Raw genomic sequence first — 511 nt, 5'->3', positions numbered from 1 at the left:
TCAACTTGACCGTTATTGTTGGTGTCTTCGTGAATGATTACCCATGTGCCTGGGCGATCTTTACCTGTTTCATCAGCTTTTGTGCCGCGTTCGGTAGTTGCGAGGACTGATTTACCATCCTTGCCGTCCTTACCGTCAGCTACAAACTCTGTAGAAACAATTTCATCAGAAGTGAATTGGCCGTCACCGTTCTTATCGAAGTAAGTGATAATCCAGCTGCCTGATTCTCCGGCTTCGTTTGGTCCATTCACGACATGAACATAAGATGATTTACCATCTTTTCCGTCTTGACCATCTTGACCTGGAGTACCTTGGTCACCCTTTTCGCCGTCTTTGACAAAGGTTTCTTTGATGATTTCCTTGCTTTCTGGGTCTCTGACGATGATCTTCACACCAGATTCAGAGTTTGGATCATTTGGATCTTTTTCAACGCGTTCACTTTCAACGATTGGCGTCTTGCCGTCGGCTCCGTTGGTGCCATCGAAGATGAATTCACGGCTGATTTCACGTT

General features: G+C 45.8%; 1 pseudogene. It reads right to left on the bottom strand.

Annotated features, from left to right (window positions below):
* Window positions 1-511 (bottom strand): annotated as a pseudogene (locus HMPREF3090_RS09880) (hypothetical protein); the annotation flags it as partial.

It is taken from the genome of Aerococcus sp. HMSC23C02 (genome assembly GCF_001806805.1).
In the GTDB taxonomy this organism is placed as follows: domain Bacteria; phylum Bacillota; class Bacilli; order Lactobacillales; family Aerococcaceae; genus Aerococcus; species Aerococcus sanguinicola.
The sequence above is the reverse complement of the archived record's forward strand: the minus strand, read 5'-3'. Positions and strand labels throughout refer to the sequence as shown.